Origin of the sequence: Butyrivibrio sp. INlla14 (assembly GCF_900102515.1) — a bacterium.
Lineage (GTDB): Bacteria > Bacillota > Clostridia > Lachnospirales > Lachnospiraceae > Butyrivibrio.
The window spans coordinates 96,490-118,376 of the sequence record NZ_FMVS01000014.1; the positions used below are offsets into that span (position 1 = coordinate 96,490).

Sequence of the window (21,887 nt, forward strand, 5' to 3'; positions counted from 1 at the left end):
ATCAAGAAAGTCATGCAAGAAAAGGAAAAGTGCCAGATATGCATCAATGGACCTCAGGAGAATGATGCAGAAATAGCAAAATAAGGAAGTTTGCATGACAGTGGATCAAGAAAGTCATGCAAGAAAAAGAAAAGTGCCCATTTTGCATGACTGCGTGGCCATAACCTCCTGAAGGAGTTCACAACAAATTCATTAGTTTACCTAGTAACATTTGAGATATAATGATATAAAGCATTCAAAGTGATAATACAAGCATAGATGCACAAACAAAGCAGAAAATGCAAATAAAGATATCAATACAAGCAAGCGGCAGATAAAGATATCAATGCAGGCAAGCAGCAAATAAAGATATCAATACAGGCAAGCAGCAGATAAAGATATCAATGAAGGCAAGCAGCAAATACATATACAGATACCAATACAAGCAAGAACCATTTATTTAGAAAGGAACAAGTATGTTCACAAGAAAACAAAAAGAAGACAGGCCAGTAATAGCGATTTGCTATGATTTTGATAAGACTCTTTCACCAGATGATATGCAGGCTCAGGGGTACATCCAGTCCGTGGGCTATGATGTTAACCAGTTTTGGAAGGATTCCAACAGGGTGGCGTTTGCCAATGACATGGATCAGAACCTTTCCTACATGTACAAGATGGTTGATGAGGCAAGAGGCAAATTTGTCATGAACCGCAAGGCTCTCATGGACTATGGCGCACAGGTGCAACTCTTTAAAGGCGTGGATACCTGGTTTGAGAGGATTCGTCAGTATGGACTTAAGAAGGGAGTTATTGTTGAGCACTACATCATTTCTTCTGGGTTAAAAGAGATGATTGAGGGCACCAAGGTAGCTCAGAGCGGAGCCTTTGAAAGAATATATGCCAGCAGCTTTTTTTACAATGATAGAGGAGAGGCGGTTTGGCCAGCACAGGTGGTTAATTACACAAACAAGACTCAGTTCCTGTTCAGGATTGAGAAGGGCGTGCTGGACTGCAATGATCCTATGGTCAACGACTACATTCCCAAGGAAGATGTCAGAGTTCCTTTCCGCAACATGGTCTACATCGGCGATAGCGACACAGATGTGCCTTGCATGAGACTTGTAAATGCCTACGGCGGCTATTCAATAGGAGTCTATAACGCTGATACCAATGACAAGGACAAGGTCTTCAAGATGATGTACGAGGAGCGCATCAAGTACTTTGCGCCTGCGGATTACACGGAAGGCAGCGAGCTTGATCAGTTGGTAAAAGATATAATTGACAGAACTCAGGTCAACGAGAAACTCGAACAAATTCATGTTGATAAAAAGAGAGAGTACCTAAAGGCTGCCAAGGAACATGAGGCAAAAAAAGCCGCTGAGACAAAACCAGAGTAAAAATGTGGATTTGATTAGTCATCAGTCAGGCTATGATTGTGAAAATGAATAAGAATTAGTCAATCATCAGACAGGCTATGATTGGAATAATGAGTGAGCCGTAATTATAGGTACGTGATGTTTTGACTAGAAGTATAAAAATTTAGTTTTCCAACTTAGATTTTCACTAATATATAATATTTTTTTAGTATAATTACGAACAAGTATTTTGTATAATATTATCAAGTCCAATTATATGTAGCATGTTTTAATCCCAGATACTTAAGTATGGTTCATATAACATGTTTTATGCATGTGGGAAGAGAACTGGCACAGTAAGATCTTTTAACAAAAGGAGGAACAATCTTATGAAGTATGTATGCAATACTTGTGGTTACATTTATGATGAGGCAGCCGGTGATCCTGATAACGGGATTGCGCCAGGAACAAAGTGGGACGATCTTCCGGCAGATTTTGTTTGTCCGTTGTGCGGAGTAGGAAAAGAGGATTTCTCGGTTCAGGCCTGATGGAGAGTGCTAGAAGAACCTGCGATGATGGTATATTATTATATTGATATTTATAGAAAGAGAAAGTCGTAGTGGCTTTCTCTTTTCTTGCATGACTATCAAGGGTCACTGTCATGCAATTTTTCTTATATTACTTTTTTGCATCATTTTTCTGAGGTCCAGTGATGCAAAACAAGCACTTTCTCTTTTCTTGCATGACTATCAAGGGTCACTGTCATGCAATTTTTCTTATATTACTTTTTTGCATCATTTTTCTGAGGTCCAGTGATGCAAAACAAGCACTTTCTCTTTTCTTGCATGACTATCAAGGGTCACTGTCATGCAATTTTTCTTATATTACTTTTATGCATCATTATTCTGCGTTCCAGTGATGCAAAACAAGCACTTTCTCTTTTCTTGCATGACTATCAAGAGCCACAGTCATGCAATTTTTCTTATATTACTTTTATGCATCATTATTCTGCGTTCCAGTGATGCAAAACAAGCACTTTTTCTTTTCTTGCATGACTATCAAGAGCCACAGTCATGAAATTTTTCTTATATTACTTTTTTGCATCATTATTCCGAGGTCCAGTGATGTAAAACAGGCCCTTTTTCTTCTCTTGCATGACTATCAAGAGCCACTGTCATGCAATTTTTTTTATATTACTTTTTTGCATCATTTTTCTGAGTTCCAGTGATGCAAAACAAGCACTTTTTCTTTTCTTGCATGACTATCAAGAGCCACAGTCATGCAATTTTTCTTATATTACTTTTATGCATCATTATTCCGAGGTCCAGTGATGCATAGCCAACATCTTTCATTTATGGATGCGCACTTGCGCGATAAGAGCCACAAATCATTTACATATTCCACTAGGCTTGCTGGCATGGTATAATATGTTGTCAAAGTGTTGTAAATTCTTGTCTATATGGAGCTAGACTTAAGTGAATAAAAAGACATTAAATATAGCAATGATAGGACATAAGAGGGTTCCTTCGAGGGAAGGCGGTGTCGAGGTTGTTGTTGAGGAGCTTTCTGTAAGGCTTGCTCAGATGGGACACCATGTGACCTGCCTTAACAGAAGGGGGCATCACGTAGCTGGGGAAGAGTACGACGCCTACGTGGGCAAATCTTACAAGGGCGTGAGACTTCTTAATGTTCCAACCATAAATAGAAGAGGCTTTGCTGCGGCAACAGCATCTTTCTTTGGCGCTCTCATAGCGGCCTTTGGAAGGTATGATGTGGTGCATTTCCATGCAGAAGGGCCTTGCGCAGTCATGTGGATTCCCAAATTATTCGGGAAAAGATGTATCGCAACTATCCACGGCCTGGATCACAAGAGGCAGAAGTGGGGCTATTTCGCCAGCCGTTACATCATGAAGGGCGAGAGATGCGCAGTCAAGAAGGCTGATGAGATCATCGTTCTAAGTGAGAGCGCTCAGCAGTACTTCAAGGAAACCTACGGCCGTGAGACCGTGCTTATTCCTAACGGTGTCAACAAGCCAGTCAGACTTGAGCCCGACAGAATCGGCGAGAAATACGGGCTTAGGAAAGACGAGTATATTCTTTTCCTGGGACGTCTTGTACCTGAGAAGGGCCTTGAGTACCTGATAAATGCTTACAAGGACCTGCACACCAGCAAGAAACTGGTGATTGCCGGCGGAAGTTCAGACACCAAGGAATTCGAAGAGAAGGTAAAAGATATGGCGGCTTCCGATGACCGTATTATCTTTACCGGATTTGTTCAGGGAAGAGTTCTTTCAGAGCTACTTAGCAATTGTTACATATACGTGCTGCCTTCAGATCTTGAGGGTATGCCGCTTACTCTTTTAGAGGCCATGAGCTATGGCCAGTGCTGCCTAGTGTCTGATATCCCGGAGTGCGTGGGCGTTATTGAGGACAAGGCTGTCACTTTCAAGAAGGGCAATGTTCAGGATCTGAAATCCCAGATGCAGGCTCTTTTGGCTAATCCTGAGACCGTTGAGGCCTATAGGAAAGAGGCTTCTAGCTATGTCTGCGGCAAGTACAACTGGGACGATGTTGCCAGGAAGACGCTTAAACTCTACTACGGGGAGAAATGTGACCCGGAGAAAAAGTGAAACCCGCAATTTATCTAGTGAAATTGCGATTTTGGATTATGATGAAAACAAATTGTTATCTCTATTATGTAAAATAATGAGGTAACAATTTTTGTTATGGACGTGTAACAATATTGCGCTTGAAAGTGCAGGCATATGCAATGTAGACAGTGCATAGTTGGAACTTGGACTATATAGATATGATAAGAGAAAAGAAAAGGGCTAATACATGGTAAATTTTGTACGCAAACACGACAAATTAACATGCTGGATTTTGGGGATAATTCTTGTGCTGTCGCTAATTCCGGTTTTTATAATTTCAGGTTATGATGCGGCAGCAGGCGATGACTACAACTTTGGGGCTAGTTCTCACCTGATCTTTCTGCAGACGGGTTCAGTACTGGCAGCCATAAAGGCTGCCTGGCAGACGTCAGTCAGCACCTGGTATTCATGGCAGGGCACTTGGTTTGACTGTTTTGTATTCTGCCTGCATCCTGAGGTTTTTTCAGACAGTGCCTACGTTATCGTGCCTTATATTTTTCTGACACTGCATATTATCGGCTTTCTCACATTTGCCCACCATTTCCTCAAGGTAAGATGGCAGATTGAAGACTTTTACTGGCTTCAGGTGGGACTTTTGTTTTTGATATTTGAATTTCAGCTGATGCCTTCGCCCAAGAACGGCATTTTCTGGTGGGTTGGCTGCGTGCACTACATAATGCCGCTATTTATGGCACTTATCGGAATCATTCTGGGAGATAGATTTCTTTTGACACACAGGATCAGAAACCTGGTGGGACTGTTTGTGGTAAGTGCTCTTATGGGCGGCGCCACTTACCCTGCGGCACTTCTTCTTCCCATCGCTGTATTTCTCATATGGCTGGCGGAATTCGTGCTGGGTGGTAAAAGAGATAAAAAAGACTTTCTGCTACTGATTCCTTTCGCAGCCTTGATGGTTGGCTTTGTTATCAGTGCTATTGCACCAGGAAACGCTAATAGAGCGGCTTCCGACCTTGAAAATGGCGCAACTCCAGCAGGAGGACCAGTGGCCACAATCATTGAATCCTTTAGATTGTCGGTAGTTGAGGGAGTCAGCTCTTTTGTCCTGGAAAGGGGATTTATCCTGATTGCGCTTATGGCCGTGCTGGTGCTGACGTTATCTGCTTTTAGAACGGTGGGAAAAGAAAATGCGGAGAAAGCAAGCTCTTTTGCCAAAGCCTTTTCACATCCACTCTTGTTCATGTTGGTCATGTTCTGCGTGAACGCCAGTGTTTATGCGCCAAGAGCCTATAGCGGCGGCGTTGTTTCTTTTGGATATTATGACTTTAACTTCCTGACATTTTTCACATGTCTTGTGGCTGCTGAGATATACGTGCTGGGGTGGCTTTTCTTTTGCAAGGGGCTGCTTGTAAAGGGGGCTGAGACCAGAGGGGCAAAGATTTTGCTTAATTGCGGCTTTGTTGTGCTGGCGCTGGTGATCGCATTCCTCTCAAGGCACGGAGTTAAGCAGTATACGGACTATGTCTGCATGGAGTATTACCTGTCAGGGCAGGCTGATGACTACAAAGAGCAGATTGCGCTGCAGAGAAGGCTCCTTGAGGGCGACGAGGCGGAGGTTTGTCTTCCTGGGATCAACAACGAGCAGGGGCCGCTTATGCATATGCCAGTTGTCGAAGATCCGAACAATATCGATAATTACATGACTGCTAGGTTCTATGGCAAGGCCAAGATCTGGGCAATCTCCAGGAGCGAGTGGATGGAGCTTTACGGGGAGTGAGAACTTCATCTTGCAAAAGTATTTATATCGCACTAAGCTGAAGATAGTATCAGAAATAATAGTGGCAGCAAATTGAGCTGCTTGCTACATTTTTATTAAATTAGGAGGATTTCATATGGCAGACAACAAATGGAGAAACAGAGCAGCAGACCTTAAGGGGACAGAGACAGAGAAAAACCTTCTTGCAGCCTTTGCAGGTGAGTCAGAGGCTAGGAATAAATACACATTCTTTGCTTCAAAGGCCAAGAAGGAAGGTTATGTGCAGATTTCAAACATCTTTGCTGAGACTGCAGCCAATGAAAAAGAGCATGCAGAAATCTGGTACAAGATTCTTACAGGAATCGGAACAACAGTAGATTGCCTCAAGGAAGCAGCAGATGGCGAGGCCTATGAGTGGCAGGAAATGTATCCATCTTTTGCCAAGAAGGCGAGAGAAGAGGGCTTTGATGAGATTGCTGAGCTCTTCGAGGGGGTTGCAGCTATTGAAAAAGAGCATGAGGAGCGCTATAGAAAGCTTCTTAAGAACGTTGAGGATAAGCTTGTATTTTCCCGCGACGGCGACTGCGTATGGCAGTGCAGTAACTGCGGCCACATCGTTGTAGGCAAGCAGGCTCCTGAAGTTTGCCCTGTTTGCAATCATCCACAGGCTTACTTCCAGTTAAAAGCTGAGAATTATTAAGGTGAAATGAAAGTTTTGAATTTAGATCTACGAAAAATCATAAATGCTGCCCAGGGCCTGTTTGGCGCCTGGGCGCTTCAGATAATTCTTGGGATTAGTGTTAGAAATCCTCTGACAGTAGTCTTCTTAGTTCTTGTCTATTGGGCAGCCTCGCTGGGAAATGTCGGCAGCCAGGATAGTCACAATAATAATAACTGTAGCAGTGTGGGAAAAGAAATATCTCTCCACACAGGCCTTATAAGCACCGCAATTTCGCTTGCGACAGCGCTTGCCATGACTATATATTCCTACGACAGGGTTACAGGTGGCTTTAACAGTGCCCTTTTCAGGTACCTTAGCCTTGCAATTTCATTTATCGGTTTTGCGTGCCTTATAAATGCAATTAGTAACATCTTTTGCGCACTGCTTTCTAAGGACAGAGCTGTCATATTTGCAAATTCCAACACTATTTTTACGGTAAAAGAGGACCTGCCTCCTTACAAGGGTATCAAGGCCTTTTTAGTCATGTCCCTTGTGTGCTTTTTGTGCTGGATGCCGTATTTTCTTTACGAATTTCCGGGCATCATGACGGCGGATTCCCTGGTTCAGTATGAGCAGATCATTGGAGTAGAGCCTTATTCGAACCACCATCCTGTCGTGCATACCCTGCTTATAAAGCTCTTTTACCAGATAGGATATGGTGTAAGCGGCGATCCAGAAATTGGAATTGCCTGCTATACGCTGTTTCAGATGATCTTTATGGCGCTGTGCTGCGGCAATCTCATCATGCACCTTGGCGGAAAAAGAAAGCAGCTCCGGGCGCTTTTGTTCTATGGAATTGTGCCGTTTAACGCGGTATTTGCCGTGACTAGCTGGAAGGACATCATTTTTGCAGGGGTTGCGATGCTGCTGTTTTGCCTTGTTTGCGATATGAGGGCAGATCTACAAGCAGAAGGCAAACAAGCGACGGGCGGACAGATAATAGATAAACAGACGACAGACAAATATGCTGGCACGGATATACATAATCCGACAGCATATCAATGGCTTATTCTAGTGCTCTTAGGCATTCTCTTTGCGCTCCTGCGTTCAAATGCCTGGATTGCCTTTATTCTTTGGACTCCATTTCTTTTGTTTGCATTTAGGAAGGACATTGTAAGGGCCTTGATTTCAGTGGCAGCAGTCATCATATCTGTAGTTATTATAAAAGGCCCGGTGTTTACACTTTATCAGGTGAACAGCCCTGATCTTGTGGAGTCTTTGTCTGTACCAGCCCAGCAGCTGGCAAGAATGCTGGTTGATGACGCGGTTCTGGATGAAGAGGATCTGGCCCTGATACAGACTGCAATTGATACCACTTATATCAGAGACCTCTACGCTGCGGACTTTGCTGATAACATAAAAGAGCTGATCCGAGCCGGTCATCCTGAAGAAATTCAGAACAATAAGAGCAAATATCTGAGATTGTGGATGAAGGAAGTAAAGTCTAACCCAGAGCTGGCCTTGGAGGCCTGGTATGATCTTGAGGGCGGCTATATCTATCCCGGCGTCCAGACCAAGGTCGCAGACATGGACGGCATAATGGATAACGCCTACGGTCTCTACTGGTATCCCAAGATTGGCGGCAAGGCAGTTGTGAAGTACAAGGAAATTGCCCTTAAAATGGGGGATTTTGTGCCTCTTTATGGAATGCTCTTTAGTATCGGAGCCTTTTTCTGGCTGCTTGTTATTTCTACTGTCATCAGCTTAAGGCGCAAGGAGCCGGTTCTGTGCAAGATTTTGCTGCTGCTCCTGACACTGACACTTCTCATAGCCGCTCCTGTAGTGGATTTCAGATACGGCTATGCTATGGTGGTTACAATGCCATTGTGGGTAGTGTATGGTGGCAGGAAGAAAGTGGTTGAGTAATACCAAGAACTGAGGAATAGCAGGAAAGGTATTACAGGCTCTAACTAGCGCGAGCATTGAAAAACACAGGTCTAAAATGTAATATAGAGTAAGGATAATCAGAGATATATTCGGGGAGCAATTATAATGGGAATATATGTAAATCCAGGAAAAGATAGATTTATAGAAGCAATATCGTCGGATATTTATGTCGATAAATATGATAAGTCTAGCAAGGAACATCAATGCAAAATAGAAAGGGCTAGCCAGATATAAAATGGCAGGTGATTTGCATATTGCTTCATAAAAATTGCAATTATAATTTAAAAATAGCAATATAATGCTATATCAATATACAAAAATAGCAATATATTGCTATTTTTGTATCCTGAATTGCTACAAATAGATACAGAATCAAAAGTTGGGGAACTACATGGATAATTGGACAAGATATTTTAGCCAAAGGATTCTTGATAGAGGGCGCGATTACTACAAGAGCGGAAAGGTCAAGGGATACATTAGCACGGAGGATAGCTGCATAGCCAGGGTATTGGGGACTCATGTCTACAACGTGTGTATCCAGGGACTTAAAAAAGGACGCATTAGGATTAATTGTGATTGTCCCTATGCAGGGGATGGAATGTTGTGCAAACATGCAGCGGCGGTGATGTTTAAGTGGCAAGAGGAACAGCATGCCGGAGAGATAGAGAATCTGTCATACTCGCTAAAAACGGACCCTGAGAAGAACTACTTCAGCATAGGATCGATTTTGAGAAAACATGAAGTTGGCGAGAAAACAATCCAGGAAGCAATGGAAATTGTAGAAAGTGGAGATCTGACTATTGAGCGACACTCATTAGGATATGCCACAACAGGAAGAGGCCAGGAACTGGTTATATCTTTTGGAGGAAAGCTTCAGGGAAACCGCGAATATCCAGTTTCGGTCAGCGTGTTTTTGACCAAGGACAGGCTCTTGTCTAAAGACTGCTATGCTCTTCATGACAGCAGCTACAGATATAGCTACTATGACTACAATTACAACCAGCTCTGCTCTCATGTGGTAGCTCTTTTGCTCCTGGCAGATGAGTATATTGCCAAGTACAATCCCGGAGATGATACCGATTACCTTGGCAGCCAGATGCTCAAGAGCTACAGAAAGCTATCGAGCCTTCAGAAGATAGATACGACCACGGAAAAAGAGAAAGTCGTAAGACTTGAACCAAAGCTCACGCTGGGAGATAGGACTAATTTTGGCAAGCTTAATCTGTCTTTCAAGATAGGAAAAGATAAGCTGTATGCCTTAAGGAACATCTCTGAGCTGATGGAGAAAAGAGAAAATGCTGAAGGGTATAAGCTTGGAAAGAATAATATGATTTCCTTCATGGACGAAGATTTTGATGAAGAGTCAGAAGGTTACTACGAGCTTATGGATAAGGCCAGGGCTAATGCAGAGCTTATTGCGCAGAAGGTAGGAGAGATTCGGGGCTATTATTCCGGAGAGGGAACGACTATCAAGGACAAGCTTGAACTATCTGCAGAAATTCTTGATAAGTTTTATGAGATGGCCTATGGGAGGACTATTGATTTTGATGAGTATGCTCGTAGCTATGGGGCATCGGAGCTTAAGAGAATCAAGCTAGCTGATGGGAAACTAAACATCGATATATCAATTCAAAGTTTTGTAGACGATACGCTCCGTAACAATTATCTGTTCGACGAAGATAATAGCAAAACTATGCTGACAAGGCCAGCTAAGGCTTCAGGCAAAGCCAAGAACTCCAAGGCAGCAGGCGCCCCCTCAGGCCTACACATAATCGCCCATCTTCCTGATATTTACAAGGGGAAAGATTACAATTACATCATAGATAAAGAGAAGGGAACTTTCTCAAGAATTGCGGACTTATCACCAATTGCAAGCATGCTCATCCAGAATGCAAGGGATAACTTTGTTCAGTTCAGAATAGGGAAAAATAATATTTCGGAGTTTTACTACCGCATGCTTCCACAGATGATAGAAGCTCCGGAGATCACTATAGATGAAGACTATGATGATATCAAAAATATCATTCCGCCTGAGTGTGAGATAATCTTCTACCTTGATGCGAATGAAGACAACATAAAGGGCAGAGTTTCCGCCAAATATGCGGACGAAGAACATTTCCTTCATCAGCTGACTGAGGAGGATTATCCACTTCCTGCGGGGAGAGACAGCTCTTTTGAACAGGAGGCTGTAGCAACACTCATAAAATTTCTTCCGGAGACAGGCACGGCGGAGGACACATTCTACGCAGAAAAGACCGGCGACGCCATATTTGACATATTAAGCTCCGGGTTAAAAGAAATGATGGCAATCGGTGAGATCAAGGCCACCAAGGACTTCGAGCGGCTCAAGATCAGAAAAGCGCCACATGTCAAACTGGGAGTGTCAGTGGAGAGCGGAATACTAAACCTGGATGTCACAACCGACGACATGACTCAAGATGAGTTACTTGACCTCCTGGAGAGCTATAGGCAAAAGAAAAAGTTCTTTAGACTAAGAAATGGCGAGTTTATCCAGCTTGAAAAAGATGACACTATAGAGGAACTCCTGGTAACCATGGAAGCCATGGGCGTTTCAGCCAAGGAGTTCACCAAGGGAAAGCTCCATTTGCCATTATACAGAGCAATTTATATCAACAAATTGCTTGAGGAGCACGATGATATTGCGGCTGAGAGGGACAAAAACTTCAAAAATCTTGTGAGAAATTTTAACTCAGTAAAAGAGAGCGAGATTGAGGTTCCAGACAGCCTTTCCGGAGTCCTTAGAGGTTACCAGGAATACGGTTTTAAGTGGCTTTCAACCTTGTCAGAACTTGGATTTGGAGGAATCCTGGCTGATGATATGGGGCTTGGTAAGACACTTCAAGTCATTACATTCTTGCTGAGCAGGATCCAGGAGGCCAGAGAGCAAAAGAAAAAGCTTACAGCCCTAATAGTCTGCCCTGCATCCCTTGTCTACAACTGGGAGGAAGAGTTTAAAAAGTTTGCACCATCTATAAATGTCAAAACTGTTGCTGGTACGCAGTCAGAGAGAAAAAAGATATTGTCTTCAAAGACGAGACCGGAAGTTATGGTTACTTCTTATGATCTTTTAAAAAGAGATATCGGCTCCTACGAGAGCCTGGAGTTTGATTGCGAGATTATTGATGAGGCGCAGTTCATTAAAAACGCTTCCGCTGCTGTCAGCAAGTCAGTAAAGATCATAAACAGCAAAACCAGATTTGCCCTGACCGGAACTCCTATTGAAAACAGGTTAAGCGAGCTCTGGAGCATCTTTGATTATCTGATGCCAGGATTTCTTTATACTTATGACAGATTCAGAAGCGACTTTGAGAACGCGATCACCAAGTACAAGGACGAAGCCATAACCAAGCAGCTAAGGAACATGGTGGGGCCCTTCATTTTGCGCAGGTTAAAAGAAAATGTTCTAAAGGATCTTCCTGATAAGATGGAGGAAGTCCGCTTCTCCAGATTTGAGCCTGCACAGCGAAAACTCTACGATGCTCAGGTCACCCACATGAAGAAAATGCTGGAGAGCGAGGATTATAAGTCTGGCAAGGACAGAATTAAGATTTTGGCAGAACTGACCAGGATCAGGCAAATCTGCTGCGATCCTGAACTTATTACCGCAGGCTACAAAGGTGAATCTGCCAAGAGAACTTCCTGCATCGAACTAATCCAGAGTGCCATAGATTGTGGGCACAAGATACTTCTCTTTTCCCAGTTCACTTCTATGTTCGAACTTCTGGAAAAAGACCTGCAGAAGCTAGGAATTGAGTTTTACAAGATTACTGGTGAAACCTCCAAGGAGGAAAGGATTAGGCTCGTTCATGCCTTTAACGAAAATGAGGTTCCTCTTTTCCTCATCTCGCTGAAAGCTGGCGGCACTGGTCTTAACCTTGTGGGAGCGGACGTTGTCATTCACTATGATCCCTGGTGGAACCTTGCCGCCCAGAATCAGGCCACAGACAGAGCCCACAGAATCGGACAGACTAAGAAAGTCTCTGTTTTCAAGCTGATCGTCAAGGATACAATCGAGGAAAAGATAATTGACATGCAAAATGCCAAGAAAGACCTGGCAGATGCCATCCTCAGCGGCGAGAGCAAGTCACTGATGAACATGAGCAAGGAACAATTGATGGAACTATTGGGGTGAGAAAGCATCTTCAATGACAACTGCTGATTTTTGCATGCTTTATCACCCTGATAAATAATGATAAAATGAGGGTTGTAGGAGAAAAATCACATTTGATATAACTAATGAGATTATGAAGGACTTTGCAATATGAAAACATTTAATACGACTGGAGTATGCATTCCTGAAAAACATTACATGGTAGATATTTCTGATAGAATTGCTGCAATTAGAAAAATGGTAGAAGATGAGAAGTATTTTACCATAAACAGAGCAAGGCAATACGGTAAGACAACTACACTTACTGCATTAAACAGAAATCTTTCTGATGTATATCTGGTGATAAGCCTGGATTTTCAAGGGATAAGTGCGGCCGGATATAGAACTGAGCAGAGTTTTGTACAGGAAGTATCGAGACTGTTACTGATGCATGCCGCTAATGGATTAAATGTGCCTGATAATATAAGAAGCTATTTTGAGGATTTCGTTGGCAGAAATGATAATAAAGCTAAAATGGGAGAACTGTTTGATCTTTTTACCAAATGGTGCCAGCTATCAGATAGAGAAATAGTTCTTATCATTGATGAAGTAGATAGTGCAACTAATAATCAGGTTTTTTTGGATTTTTTGGCGCAGCTTAGAGAAGGTTTTATACGCAGAGATTCACTGAATATACCGACTTTTAAATCTGTTATATTAGCTGGTGTAACTGACGTTAAGCATATAAAGAGCAAAATTAGAGATGAAGGGCAGCACAAAGTGAATAGTCCCTGGAATATAGCGGCTGACTTCGATATATCAATGCGCCTTGATACTGCAGGAATTGCAAAGATGCTGGACGAATATGCGGCAGACCATTGCATTACGATTGATACCAAGTATTTGGCAAAAGAGATAAGTGACTACACCAATGGATATCCTTATCTGGTGAGCAGAATGTGTCAAATAATCGATGAAAAGCTTGTCCCTTCCAAATTTCAGAATCAATCTGAGGCCTGGACAAGAAATGGAATAGATGAGGCTGTTAAAATAATTGTTAATGACAACAATACTTTATTTGAATCCCTTATTGGAAAACTTACTAACTATCCAAATCTAAGAGCAGTTTTAAAGAGTATTTTGATAGAAGGAGTTAGCATTCCATTTAACAATTACCAGGAAGAGCTAGCTCAGATGCTGATGTATGGATTTATTGAGAACAGAAATGGCCTTGTTGTAATCGCTAATAGGATATATGAAACATTTTTGTATAATCTTTTCCTGTCTGATGAGATCATGAATAATAATGTTTTTGTTAAGGAAAGCGGATTAGCTAAGAATATCTTTATTACAGATGGCAAGCTTAACATGAAACTTATTCTGGAGCATTTTATTTCATCTTATACCGAAATATGTGGCCCATTGGTGGACAAGTTTTTGGAAAAAGATGGACGTGAATTGTTCCTATTGTATTTAAAACCGATTATAAATGGGACAGGTAATTACTACATAGAGGCACAGACAAGAAATCAGACCAGAACTGATGTGATCATAGACTATCTGGGAGTCAGATATATTATAGAAATGAAGATATGGCACGGAGATAGCTACAATAAGCGCGGTGAAGAGCAGCTGTGTGATTACTTGGATTACTTCGGTCTAAATACAGGGTATATGCTGAGTTTCAATTTTAATAAGAAAAAGAAAACAGGAGTCAATCGAATTACTGTGGGAAATAAGGTACTCTTTGAGGCGGTGATTTAGTACTTTTTTTGAAATGGCATTAGATAAATCGGAGGACACCTAATGCACAGAACATACGAGAATGAAGACATAGTAGTATTTTGGAATTCCGACAAGTGCTTTCACGCAAAACGCTGCGTAAACGGGAGTCCCAAGACCTTCTGCCCGGGACAAAAGCCCTGGATCAAGCTTGATATGGCAGAGACAAAAGAGATATGGCAGGCAATCAGCCAATGTCCATCCAGGGCTCTGACATGCCTGTACAGGCACGATATAGATGTCTCAATCGACCCAGAGAATTTCCGCAGTATAGCGACTTACAAGGGAAAAGAGATAGGTGAGTGCGACTATCAGGTTGCAGAAAGCGGCTACAACATATACCACACCGTGGTTTCACCAGACCACCAGGGAAAGGGTATAGCAAAGCGCCTGGTATATAAGGTGTTAGAACAAGCAGAACGGGACTGCGTAAATGTTACGGCTACTTGCTCATATGCAAGGAAAGTGATGGAGGAGTGACTTAAGGCGTCGTATCATAAAAAAATAACTCAGATCGGAATTATTAGCATGAATGAATCCCAGTATCTATCCAGAATCGCAACTCTTGAGAATGAAATCGAGTACTTGCATGGCTTGCTTGATGCGGCAGGCATAGCTTATAGGCGTGAAGCAAAAGACATAGAAGATCTTTCTCCAGATAAGAATATCTTATTTGATTCCAATCAAAGAGCTAGGATAAAGCCTTTAGAAATAACAAAGCAACGCATCAAGTTTTTTCGTAATCTCTTTAATGGACGAAATGATGTATACAGTCTCCGTTCTGGAAAGCCCAATAAGAAAACGGGAAAACATGACTATTATACTCAGTGCTGGAATTTCTGGAAGGATGGATTGTGCCCCAAAAGGAATGGTGCAAAGGTAACCTGCGGAGGGTGCAGTAATCAGAATTATAAAGAATTAACTGATGAAATTGTTTATGAACATATGATGGGAAATAAAGCGGATGCCTCGGATGTACTTGGTATCTACCCGTTATTGCCAGATGAAACAATTAATTTTCTGGTATTTGATTTTGACTGCCATGATGAAGGTATATGCGGTGATGACGGTGCTAATCCTGATGCTGCCTGGATGCAAGAAGTGAATGCATTCAGACAGATATGTGAAGATAATGATATTCCCGTTCTTGTTGAGCGTTCAAGATCTGGTAATGGCGCTCACGTCTGGATGTTCTTTGAAAAACCAATCCTTGCAATTACTGCAAGAAGATTTGGCTCTGCTCTACTTACCAAAGGAGCAGAATCTGTCAATATGAAGACCTTTAGTTATTACGACAGGATGCTTCCTGCTCAAGACCATATTCCCATTAATTCAAAAACAGGTAAGCCTGGACTAGGCAACCTCATAGCTCTTCCGTTGCAAGGACTTGCGTTGAAATCAGGCAACAGTGCATTTATTGATAAGAACTGGAATGCTTATCATGACCAGTTAGAATGTCTGAAAAGCGTCAAGAGAATATCTGAAACTTTCATAGAAGATAAGATTAAAGAATGGTGTAAAGAGGGTATATTAGGTGCATTATGCGATGAATTTGACAGTGACGAAAATGATGATACAAAACTAAAGCCATGGGAAAAAAGACAGCTCTTTTTCCATAGGGAAGATGCACCTTCTGATATTGAAATTGTCATATCAGATAGGGTCTATTTAAATACCAAGGATATGGCAAAAAGAATGCAGAATACTATAAGACGCATGGCTGCATTTAGTAACCCGGATTTTTACAAAAAATCACGTATGGGATTTTCAACTAAAGGAATCCCAAGGATTATCTACTGTGGCCAAGATGAAGGTGACTATATATGTATTCCAAGAGCCCTTCTGGATTCTCTGATACAAAAGCTTAAGGAAGCAGACATATCTTTTTCTCTAAAAGACAATAGGTGTGAAGGAACACATGTGGATGTCACTTTTAAAGGCAAACTTTATGAAGAACAGATGAGAGCAGCAAAAGCTATACTTGAGCATGATAACGGAGTTCTTGCCGCCACAACATCTTTTGGAAAAACAGTTGTCGGTGCATACATGATAGCCCAAAGGAAAACTAACACTTTAATTCTGGTCCATAATACGGAGATACAGAAAAACTGGGTAGAAGACTTAGAGAAATTCTTGGATATAAATGCGGAGCTACCAGAATATAAAACCCAAACAGGAAGAATCAGAAAAAGAAAAAGTTTGATAGGTAAACTATATGCTGGGCATAATTCAATGACCGGCATTGTCGATGTTGCGATCTTTTCATCTTTGGGTAAAGGCGATGATATTGATCCGATCATTGAAAAATACGGAATGGTGATTATGGATGAGTGCCATCATGGAGCCGCACAGACTGTGGAAGATGTAATAGGAACTGCGAAAGCAAGATATGTATATGGATTGACAGCGACTCCAAAAAGAGAAGATGGCCTTGAAAAGAAAGTATTCATGCAATTTGGACCTATTAGATTCAGATATACTGCTAAGGAACGTGCACAGAAACAAGGTATTGCTCACTATGTATACCCTCGCTTTACAAGACTAGTTAGTACTACTGATCTAAAGATAACAGAAGCTAATAGAGCTGTTGTTGAATCTGAGAATAGAAATGAGCAAATTGTTTCTGATGTTGAAAGCTGTATCCAAAAGGGAAGAACACCTCTTGTTTTAACAAAATATAAAGAACATGCGCAGCTTCTGTATCAGAAACTACTAGGAAAAGCAGACCATGTGTATCTCCTTCAAGGAGGAGGCAGTAGAAAAGATAAAGATGTGATGAGAACGCAGATGAGGTCAGCGCCTGAGAGCGAATCAGTCATTCTCGTTGCTATCGATAAGTATGTAGGCGAAGGCTTTAATTTTCCAAGACTTGATACCATGATGCTTGCTATGCCGGCAGCAGCTGAAGGCAACATAGAACAGTTTGCTGGACGTCTGCATAGGGATTTTGAGGGTAAAACTGAAGTAATCATCTATGATTACGTAGATTCTCATATTCGCGTTCTAGAAAAATGTATCATAAGCGACTAAGTACATATAAGAAAATAGGGTACGAAATCTGCAATAATAACATTTTGGAAAAGCAAAGCGCAGGTTCTATTTTTGATATGAATACATATGAGACAGTTTTTGAAAAGGATCTGCTAGAGGCAAATAAAGCAATTGTGATTTCTAGTCCTGGATTAAGCCAGTCAAAAGTAAATGCTTTTATAAGACTAATGAAGCATAGGCAGGAAAGCGGTGTTAAGCTTACGATAGTTACCCTTGAGCCAGAAAGATATCCAGTGGAAAAAATAGAAGATACGAGGCGGCTTGTGCAACTGTTGCGGGATAACGCTATAAATGTGCATCTTAAAGAGTATATGCATGAGCACTTTGCCATCATTGATGATGAAATTGTCTGGTACGGAAGCATGAATCTGTTATCTAGAGCCAAAGCAGATGATAATCTGATGAGAGTTAGGAGCAAGGAAGCTGCGGGTGAATTGTTGGAGATAACTTTTGGGTGAAATGGGAAAATAGGCAAACATGAAAACGTTCGTATTCATGCTGTTAATGGGTTTTATGCAATCTACTTTACCAGAAGATAAATTAGTGATACAATATATTTGTTCGCATAAACCGAAGTAATATAAGGGGAAGAAAACATGATTATACTCGATTTAGAAGTAGATAATTACTATTCCTTCAAGAACTTTCATGTAAATTTCACATATCCTAAGAAAATTGTTGGTTCCAATATTCAGGACGAGTACTTGGTTGATCATCCAAATTTTAGATACAAAAAAGTGAATATTATAATGGGGGCCAATGCAAGCGGAAAGACTACATTAGGATATATGCTGAGAAGTATTTTTTATTTCATCAGCAGGAAAAATGTTGCTTTATTAGTTGAGAATATAGCAAATCCCAAGAAAAAAGCTAGTTTTGTGTTAGAGATGGTGTGTTCAAAAGATAAGATGTATAGAGTACGCTGCGAGATTGCCCCAAAGCCAGATGACAGTGGGAATATGTCAGAAATAATGGTTAATCTTCATGTAACATCTGTTATTATCGGACCAAGGGATAGCTATGAGTTATGTAAAAAGAAATTAGATGACATAGAGAATGTAGAAGAGACTACAAACTATATTGAGGAACTGGACAAAATTGAAGAATTATATTGGCTATTTGAACATCCTGATGATGTGTATAGGGTACTGCATTTTCCTCCAAAGGATGCCTTATTTCCTCGTATACTCAAAAATGTACTTATGACATTGGACCCAGCTATAACCAATGTGGAACTTCTGAAAAACGTCAAGAATTCCTATGTTATCAGAATACCTAATAAAGATATCGTTATTCAGGATGGCGAGAAGTTCAACACTAAACTACTTTCTAGTGGAACTAAAGCTGGCGTTGAAGTGGCTGTAGTATTGTCATCATTGATCCAAGGGAAGAATAGCTTTTACTATTGCGATGAAAAATTCTCATATATAAGTAGTGATACTGAAAAGGCAATTTTGGGAGTAATGATCGATAGCATCAGACCAAATGAACAGTTGTTTTTTACTACTCATAATACTGAAGTGCTGGATATGGATTTACCGAAGCATGCTTTTAGCTTTATGAAAAAAGATGTTACTAACAAAGAGGAACCTATCAAATGCCTTAACGCATCTGATTATTTAAAGAGAAATACTGATTCCTTAAAACGAGCAGTAGAAAATGATCTGTTTTCAGTAGCGCCTTCTACGGATTTGATATATGAAATATTGGATTTAAAGGAGGAGTAAGAAATGGAAGAAGGCTCTTTAGTCCAATATTTTGTAGAGGGGGAGTGCGAGAAAAAATTTATCGAGGTATTGAAAACGGAAATGCAATTGGTATACCCGGGCAAGGTAAGTGTTTTCAATGTTGCTCAAAAAGTAATACCTCGTGCTATGCTTATGAATTTAAGACCCAATACTACGGTGGTTTTAATATTCGACACAGATGTGATCAATCATAAAATCCTTGCCAGCAATTTGGAACAGCTCAAAAAAGCCAAGAATGTGAAAGAAGTTTTAACGATTCCGCAAGTAAAAAATCTGGAAGATGAGCTTGTAAGAAGTTGTAATATTAGAAGAATAACTGACTTATTGGGAACAACAAGTGTCAGGGAGTTCAAAGTTGAATTCATAAGAATATCTAATCTGTCCAATAAACTTATATCGAAAGGTTTTGATATTAATAAGCTTTGGATTGGTGAAGCAGCTGGTAATACTATGATAATAGAGAATAATTCAGTTAATGTTAAGAAACTTGCGGAGTAGGAATGATATTCTGCACAGAAGCAATATTAATATATGTATGGGAGTGAAACTTTTAGTTAGAATATGAATGTGGCGCTGCAAGACAACATTTTAGATTTCTATTCGCTTATTCTTCAGGAGATTACTAGAGTTTTACTTATTCATTTAAACGCTAATAAAAAAATATCAAGAAGATGTCTAATAGTATCTTCATGCCGATGCTAATACCGATACTAATACAGTTGCTTACGCAGAAAGGGACTAGAGCAATGAACAAAAAGTATATAGAACGAATTCATAATATAATACTGAGAATGCCAAGCTTTCTGGAAAAGGTCGTCGCTGTCATCCTCCTGATAGGCGTTGCCTATAGCTGCCTGCAGTTGGCAATACATGTGGTTTCTCTTACGGAGCTGGCCTTTGATGACTACATAGAGGACATTCTGGTCACAGCCTTTAACGCAGTCATTGTCATAGAGTTCATCAGAATGCTGATCAAGCACTCTATGAATACCATAGTGGAAGTACTGATATTCGCTCTTGCCAGAGGCCTTGTAGTTGAGCATGAGGCTCCACTGGAAATACTGATCAGGATTGTCTGCATTACAATCCTCTTGGCCTGCCGTAAATTCTTGTTTTATGAAAAAGACTTTGAAGAAGAGGTGTGAGGAATAATCAGGTCTTTATTTCATCTACATATACGGATTTCAAGTAAATTGATACTATTTTGAAAAGCACGGGAGATTATTGATTTATGAACAAGATGATATCTACTTCAATATATTCTTTCAAAGATTTAGTTGAGAATAATTGTATTTACGTTGATAAAACAAAGTATCTTTATGATATAATTACTGCTCCTAAGGGCCAGTTTTTTTGTGCGCGCCCTAGAAGATTTGGTAAGAGCCTTGCCATATCTACGTTGGAAGCAATTTTTAATGGGGACAAGGAATTATTTAAAGACTGCTATATTTATAAAAATACTGACTATGACTGGAAAAAGTATCCAATTATTCATTTGGATTTTGCAAGAGCTAATTTGAGTAGTATAGAGTTACTCTCTTCTTGGCTTACACAGTCGCTTAATGGTATTGCCAAGAGTAACAACATTGAAACTGAAAATACAGATCCGGCACTTCTTTTTGGGGAGTTAATTGAAGCATTATATAATAGTAACCATGTTGGGGTGGTAGTATTAATTGATGAATATGATAAACCAATCATGGAGCATTTGGAAAATGAGACTGAAGCTGAGACATTTCGTAGTTTTATGGAAACATTTTACCAAATGATCAAGGGATATGAACGATATGAACGTTTTGTATTTATGACAGGCGTAATAAAATTTGCCAAGCTATCTATTTTTAGCAAATTAAATAGTCTTACAGATATCAGCATGGATAAAAATTATGCTTGTATGTTTGGGTATACAGCGGATGAATTGGAAAGATATTTTGGCGAATATATTGATGAGCTTTCTGAAAAGGGAATTTATGATGAAAATCGTAATTTGCTAGATCGTTCACAAATACTAGAGGCTATGAAAAGATGGTACGATGGTTTTAGATTTTCGCCTAGAGAAGAAAGTGTTTATAATCCAGTTTCTGTAGGATCATTTTTTAGAAATGATGGCATTTTTTCAAATTATTGGTTTGAAACAGGAACACCTAAGGTGTTGGCAAAGACTATGAAGCAGATCCAAATTACACTTGATGATGTTAAAGATCCTATTATTTCGAGAGACACATTTAGTGTATTCGATATTACGGAGTTTGCATTTTCATCTGATGAAAATAAGGATGAAGACAATAGAAAAATAATTGGAAAACAGAAATTTATGCAGCTTCTGTATCAGACTGGATATATGTCAATCGGTGATGTTTCAGAGGATGGATTAAGTGATTCTTATTATCCAATGCGTTTTCCTAATAAAGAAGTGAGCGATTCTTTCCAGAAAAATATGATATCACTAGTTGTTAATGAGGACTCTGCCGACTTTTCCGCGTCAGTAGATTTAATTAGGCGAGCTGCCAGAGAAGGAAAAGGCGAAGATATTAGGAAATATATGGAAAATATCTTTGCTAGTGTCGTGGCAAGTTCAGAATTAATTTAATCTCCAAGCCTGAGATTTACTCAAGCTTGGGGTATAAGGAAAGCAGCTTTATCCTTGCTTTATCATTAGTGAATTGCCACTTAACCTTTGCCTGCTTTGCGTTACGTTCTGACTCCCATGCAGAGAGTTCAGACTTAAGTTTGTCAATGCTTTCAATTCTCCTTGATAGGCATTGTTTTGTCATTACATTTAATTCAATCTCAGCAATGTCCAGCCAGCTTCCGTGCTTTGGCGTGTAATGAATTTCAAGCCGTTTCCTTAGGCGGAATGCTTCTTCTGGACGATACTTTTTGTATAA

At 40.5% G+C, this 21,887-nt stretch carries 16 protein-coding genes; 15 read left to right on the top strand and 1 reads right to left on the bottom strand.

Annotated elements, in window-relative coordinates:
• Positions 1–455 precede the first annotated feature (455 nt).
• The 15 genes from BLO53_RS10690 (at position 456) to BLO53_RS10755 (ending at position 21,589) form a co-directional block, all read left to right on the top strand.
• Positions 456–1,376 carry an HAD family hydrolase gene (locus BLO53_RS10690; RefSeq protein WP_092061310.1) on the top strand — a complete coding sequence of 307 codons (921 nt, stop codon included), beginning with the start codon at positions 456–458 and terminating at the stop codon, positions 1,374–1,376.
• 347 nt (positions 1,377–1,723) lie between these two features.
• Positions 1,724–1,882 carry a rubredoxin gene (gene rd / locus BLO53_RS10695; RefSeq protein WP_026488604.1) on the top strand — a complete coding sequence of 53 codons (159 nt, stop codon included), beginning with the start codon at positions 1,724–1,726 and terminating at the stop codon, positions 1,880–1,882.
• Between the two features lie 954 nt (positions 1,883–2,836).
• Positions 2,837–3,964 (top strand): glycosyltransferase family 4 protein, encoded by a 1,128-nt coding sequence (locus BLO53_RS10700; protein ID WP_092061339.1) that lies wholly within the window; start codon positions 2,837–2,839, stop codon positions 3,962–3,964.
• Between the two features lie 208 nt (positions 3,965–4,172).
• Complete coding sequence (locus BLO53_RS10705; protein ID WP_143003236.1) at positions 4,173–5,720, top strand: hypothetical protein; 1,548 nt, start codon at positions 4,173–4,175, stop codon at positions 5,718–5,720.
• 115 nt (positions 5,721–5,835) lie between these two features.
• Positions 5,836–6,399 (top strand): rubrerythrin, encoded by a 564-nt coding sequence (gene rbr / locus BLO53_RS10710; protein WP_092061313.1) that lies wholly within the window; start codon positions 5,836–5,838, stop codon positions 6,397–6,399.
• 15 nt (positions 6,400–6,414) lie between these two features.
• Positions 6,415–8,286, top strand: a complete 1,872-nt coding sequence (locus tag BLO53_RS10715) for a DUF6020 family protein (protein WP_143003237.1) — start codon at positions 6,415–6,417, stop codon at positions 8,284–8,286.
• Between the two features lie 412 nt (positions 8,287–8,698).
• Positions 8,699–12,460: a DEAD/DEAH box helicase gene (locus BLO53_RS10720; RefSeq protein WP_092061317.1), complete on the top strand. Its 3,762-nt coding sequence runs from the start codon at positions 8,699–8,701 to the stop codon at positions 12,458–12,460.
• A gap of 129 nt (positions 12,461–12,589) precedes the next feature.
• On the top strand, positions 12,590–14,182 hold the full coding sequence (locus tag BLO53_RS10725; RefSeq protein WP_026488609.1) for an AAA family ATPase: 1,593 nt from the start codon (positions 12,590–12,592) through the stop codon (positions 14,180–14,182).
• A 42-nt stretch (positions 14,183–14,224) separates the two neighbouring features.
• Positions 14,225–14,680: a GNAT family N-acetyltransferase gene (locus BLO53_RS19470; RefSeq protein WP_207648473.1), complete on the top strand. Its 456-nt coding sequence runs from the start codon at positions 14,225–14,227 to the stop codon at positions 14,678–14,680.
• 48 nt (positions 14,681–14,728) lie between these two features.
• Positions 14,729–17,230 (top strand): DEAD/DEAH box helicase, encoded by a 2,502-nt coding sequence (locus tag BLO53_RS10735; protein ID WP_242875361.1) that lies wholly within the window; start codon positions 14,729–14,731, stop codon positions 17,228–17,230.
• A 77-nt stretch (positions 17,231–17,307) separates the two neighbouring features.
• On the top strand, positions 17,308–17,709 hold the full coding sequence (locus BLO53_RS19645) for a phospholipase D-like domain-containing protein (RefSeq protein ID WP_242875362.1): 402 nt from the start codon (positions 17,308–17,310) through the stop codon (positions 17,707–17,709).
• 138 nt (positions 17,710–17,847) lie between these two features.
• A complete protein-coding gene (locus BLO53_RS10740) occupies positions 17,848–18,978 on the top strand; it encodes an AAA family ATPase (RefSeq protein ID WP_092061319.1) in 1,131 nt (376 codons plus the stop codon).
• Positions 18,979–18,981: 3 nt separating this feature from the next.
• A complete protein-coding gene (locus BLO53_RS10745) occupies positions 18,982–19,497 on the top strand; it encodes a hypothetical protein (RefSeq protein ID WP_092061321.1) in 516 nt (171 codons plus the stop codon).
• 248 nt (positions 19,498–19,745) lie between these two features.
• Positions 19,746–20,144 (top strand): hypothetical protein, encoded by a 399-nt coding sequence (locus BLO53_RS10750; RefSeq protein WP_092061323.1) that lies wholly within the window; start codon positions 19,746–19,748, stop codon positions 20,142–20,144.
• Between the two features lie 86 nt (positions 20,145–20,230).
• Positions 20,231–21,589 (top strand): ATP-binding protein, encoded by a 1,359-nt coding sequence (locus BLO53_RS10755; RefSeq protein WP_092061325.1) that lies wholly within the window; start codon positions 20,231–20,233, stop codon positions 21,587–21,589.
• 16 nt (positions 21,590–21,605) lie between these two features.
• On the opposite strand, the gene BLO53_RS10760 is transcribed toward BLO53_RS10755, so the two are convergent.
• On the bottom strand, positions 21,606–21,887 hold a 282-nt coding region (locus BLO53_RS10760), incomplete at its 5' end, for a transposase (protein WP_176757248.1).